The sequence below is a fragment of the Candidatus Poribacteria bacterium genome (assembly GCA_021295755.1).
Lineage (GTDB): Bacteria > Poribacteria > WGA-4E > WGA-4E > PCPOR2b > PCPOR2b.
The window spans coordinates 1,357-5,032 of sequence record JAGWBT010000204.1 but is presented as its reverse complement, the minus strand read 5'-3'; the positions used below and the strand labels follow the sequence as shown (position 1 = coordinate 5,032).

The following is a 3,676-nucleotide window of genomic DNA, read 5'->3' as shown; positions in this document are numbered from 1 at the left end:
ACGGGCCACGGTGTACCTTGATTTTGTGCGCGTGAATGGCGGATGCGCCGCATGAGTCGAGCCTGTTCCGCTTCGCTGATTTGATAGCTTTCTTTCAGATACGCTTCCATTTCAGTATCCTCTGGCAATGCGGGTCCGTCTTCCGGCTCAAAGGGGTGTTGTCGTTCTCGTTCAAAAAGCTCCTCTACAAGCCCCCGATAGTGCCGGATTTCCCCCTCGCTGAGTACACCTTCAATTACGGCGTATCCGTGTTCAGAAAGATGTGTGAGAGCAGACTTCAGATTGTCGCTTGAAATTCCATGAGTTCCCATAATCTTACTCCAATGATAAGCGTCTGAATTGTATATCGACTTGCCGGAAAAACTGGCAGAGATTTACAGGAGAGGAAGACCAATTATACGCCAGAAGCGATTAGCTGTCAACAAACAACTCTCTGTTAACATTTTTGGAATTGCATCCCATCGTTGAAGGAACCCCTATGATGACATCTGAACAGCGTTACTTTTTCGATTTAACCGGATACCTGCACCTGACAAACGTCCTTAACACCAAAGAACTGCACAATGCCCAAGAGGCAGCCGACCGCTATATTCATACCCCGCTCGATGCTTTGCCAGCAGGGTTTGACGCCGATCAGGGAAACTATACACACGGCTTTGCGTTCGACAGGGCGCTAGAGTTACTGGCCATGCACCCAACGACCTGGCCAATTATCAAAGAATTAACCAACAATAAGCCTCAACTTGTCGGCGGTTCTCTGCGCGTTAATACCCACGAACAGCGTCGTTTTTTCGAGTTGCACTCCCGTCGAGAAGAAGATAGCTCTCTGGAGTGGCCGCGTTATTTTTGTCAGGATGGACGTATCTACTGTGATGATTTAGTGTTCTTCTTCTACCTCACCGATGTATTCCCTGGGGACGGAGGTCTAGTTGTTGTTCCGGGTTCTCACAAAAGCGAGTTTAGGCGCCCCGAAGATTTTTTCGTTCCCAACACCGAAGATACTGATCCCCAACCCCATCCGGCTGTCGTCAATATCACGCCGCGCGCTGGGGACGTGGTAGTCATCACGGAGCTGCTCACCCACGGTGTCTTAATCTGGAAACCCGAGGACAGAGATCGCCGCTTCCTGATCCTGCGATATAGACCGCAACATATGCTCCCCTTGAATACGTTTTCCGAAGATATCAAAGCCCGATTATCGCCGGAGACGCTGGAACTGATAGAGACTGCTCCATATTATCATGTGAAAGAGATCGTCAGACAGGATCGCAGCAGCACAACCTAAGTTTGTCCCAATGAAATGCTTGCTGTCGCAATTCGAGGAAATATGATATACTCTATCCACTAAACGACAACCCTTTATCCAGAAGAATTGAGGAAAATAAGTAATGGCTCAGTTTGACCTGTTCGATCCCCAACTCGCGCCCCAGGGAGTCGCCACGCTTCTGAAAACTCCGCTGCTTGAAAATGATCGAGTCGATTTTGCATCCTATGTCCGCCAAGTCGAGTACGTTGTGGATGTTGGAACCTGCCTTGCGATTCCGGGCATGCGTGGCTGTGAAACGTGGACACTGAGCGAAGTTGAGCGTATCCGGTGTTTGGAGATTACCCTTGAAATCTGTTCGGGACGGGTGCCGGTCTGCGCTGCTGTTGCTGCTATATCCATTCCTGATAGCATTACGGCAGCCCAACGCGCTGAAAAGATGGGGGCAGACATGATTGCAGTCGTTATACCCCCTTGGATACGACGGGAAGCGGATATCGTGTCGTGTGTTAAAGCGGTGGCTGATTCGGTATCGGTTCCCAATCTCGTCCATTCGGTCGGGGGTGCCGGCGACACGGTTCTATCTACCCAACAACTTGCCAAACTTCCGGCTGAATCACCAAATACCCGCTACCTGAAGGAAGAAGCACCCCTAGGTGCAGTGGAACGGGTTTCGGAGATTTTAAGTCTGCCGGGTGGTGATGATTATTTGCGGATCATGGTTGGTTCCCCGCTTGTGCTCGGCTACCTCGCCGGTGCGCGGCTGTTCATGGCATCTGCGGACGTCGTCGAACCGTTCATGGCGGTAATCAACGCCATGGAAGCAGGTGATACTGCTAAGGCACGGCGCGTCGATGCACATATTGCCGCACTGCAACACTTCAGAGGATACATCAAAGGACAATTCAACAACAAGGTTATCATGAAGCGGTGCAGTATCTTCGCATCGGCACGATGCGCGTCCGTGAGGTCGGAGGTTGGACTCACAGAACTCACCCCAGACGAAGAGGACGAACTCACCGAATTGTTGCGTCCATTGATGCCTTGCTACACTAAGCACCCGCCAAGTCCACCCGCATGAGAGGAATAATTCCATGAGTCAAAAAGCCCAGAAGGGGCTGTCTCAGACCGAAGATAGAGAATTTTTCGAGCGCGAGCTGGCTTCGTTTGTTCCTGACTCGGTGTTCGATGCTCACTGTCATGTATGGCAGCGCGGTGCCTTCGTACTCCCCGACTCACTTGCGGCATTTCATACGGTCGGCTTCGATATGTATTTGGAACTGATGGAAGATTTGCATCCCGGTCGTCGGATGGCGGCACTGTTTATCCCGTTTCCACCGCAGCCGGCGCAACTAGCTCAAGCCAATCAATGGACGGCATCGCAAGCCGCAGCCCATCCCGACTTTCGATGTCTGTTTTTCGTCGCGCCGGACGATGATCCGGAATGGGTTCGGGAGGAGGTCAAGCGGCTTGGTGCCGCCGGGCTTAAGTGCTACCATACCTACGCGGACGTGAAACCGACTTGGGAGGCACAGATTCCCGATTTTCTGCCTGAGAAGTTCATCAAAGTTGCAGATGAAGAGGAGTGGGTGATTACCCTCCACATGGTAAGGTCTCGCGCTGTGGCAGACCCGGGCAATATCAAATGGATTCGCCACTACTGTGAACACTATCCGAATATGAAACTCATTCTCGCGCATTCAGCACGAGGGTTTCAACCATCACACAATCTAGAGGGGCTTCCCCAACTGAGGGGACTGGACAATCTCTATTTTGACACAAGCGCCAATTGTGAACAGATGGCACATCAATCAATTATCCGCATCTTGGGACACGAGAAACTGATGTACGGCTCGGATCTCATGGCAAGCCACGGGCACGGCAAATCGGTCGGTATCGCGGATACTTTTCTCTGGCTTGGTGACGAATCGCCTGTGTGGGTTGAGAAGCACACGACAATCAAGCCGGTGCTGGTCGGGCTAGAACATCTGCGGTCTCTCAAATGGGCATGCTGGTCCGAGCGACTCAGCGACAGTGCAGTGGAAGATATTTTCTGGAACAATGCGGCGAAACTTTTCAATGTTAATTCCTAACAGGAGAATTTTGAATGACAAGACCCAACATTATCTTGCTTATGACTGACCAACAACGTTGGGACAGTTTGGGTTGTAACGGCAACAAGTTCGTTTCTACACCGAACGTAGACCGATTGGCGGCTGGCGGTGCGAACTGCACAAACAGTTTCACCCCATGGCCCGTCTGTACCCCGGTACGCGCCACCATGTGGACTGGCGTCTATCCACACCGGCATCAGGTGATTTACAACTCCTACAATATGGATAACCTGCTCAAAGAGACTTCCCACGAGCAGCGCACGGTTTTCGAGTCCATGCAGGCAGGCGGCTACACAAC

General features: G+C 51.6%; 5 protein-coding genes. 4 read left to right on the top strand and 1 reads right to left on the bottom strand.

Annotation, left to right across the window (positions count from 1 at the left end; all coding sequences use genetic code 11):
- Positions 1 to 311: hypothetical protein (locus J4G02_21650; GenBank protein MCE2397125.1), on the bottom strand; the 311-nt coding region annotated here is incomplete at its 3' end.
- 167 nt (positions 312 to 478) lie between these two features.
- Between J4G02_21650 and J4G02_21645 the strand changes: the two genes are divergently transcribed.
- The 4 genes from J4G02_21645 to J4G02_21630 all read left to right on the top strand — a co-directional run.
- Entirely contained in the window at positions 479 to 1,285 is an 807-nt protein-coding gene (locus tag J4G02_21645) for a phytanoyl-CoA dioxygenase family protein (protein ID MCE2397124.1), read from the top strand.
- Between the two features lie 103 nt (positions 1,286 to 1,388).
- Positions 1,389 to 2,345 carry a dihydrodipicolinate synthase family protein gene (locus J4G02_21640; protein MCE2397123.1) on the top strand — a complete coding sequence of 319 codons (957 nt, stop codon included), beginning with the start codon at positions 1,389 to 1,391 and terminating at the stop codon, positions 2,343 to 2,345.
- Positions 2,346 to 2,358: 13 nt separating this feature from the next.
- A complete protein-coding gene (locus J4G02_21635) occupies positions 2,359 to 3,357 on the top strand; it encodes an amidohydrolase family protein (protein ID MCE2397122.1) in 999 nt (332 codons plus the stop codon).
- A 14-nt stretch (positions 3,358 to 3,371) separates the two neighbouring features.
- The coding region (locus J4G02_21630) for a sulfatase-like hydrolase/transferase (GenBank protein ID MCE2397121.1) at positions 3,372 to 3,676 on the top strand (305 nt) is incomplete at its 3' end.

Bases quoted from the DNA above. Each gene is read 5' to 3' on its own strand.
- J4G02_21645 (MCE2397124.1), top strand. From the start codon at position 479: ATGATGACATCTGAACAGCGTTACTTTTTCGATTTAACCGGATACCTG.
- J4G02_21640 (MCE2397123.1), top strand. From the start codon at position 1,389: ATGGCTCAGTTTGACCTGTTCGATCCCCAACTCGCGCCCCAGGGAGTC.
- J4G02_21635 (MCE2397122.1), top strand. From the start codon at position 2,359: ATGAGTCAAAAAGCCCAGAAGGGGCTGTCTCAGACCGAAGATAGAGAA.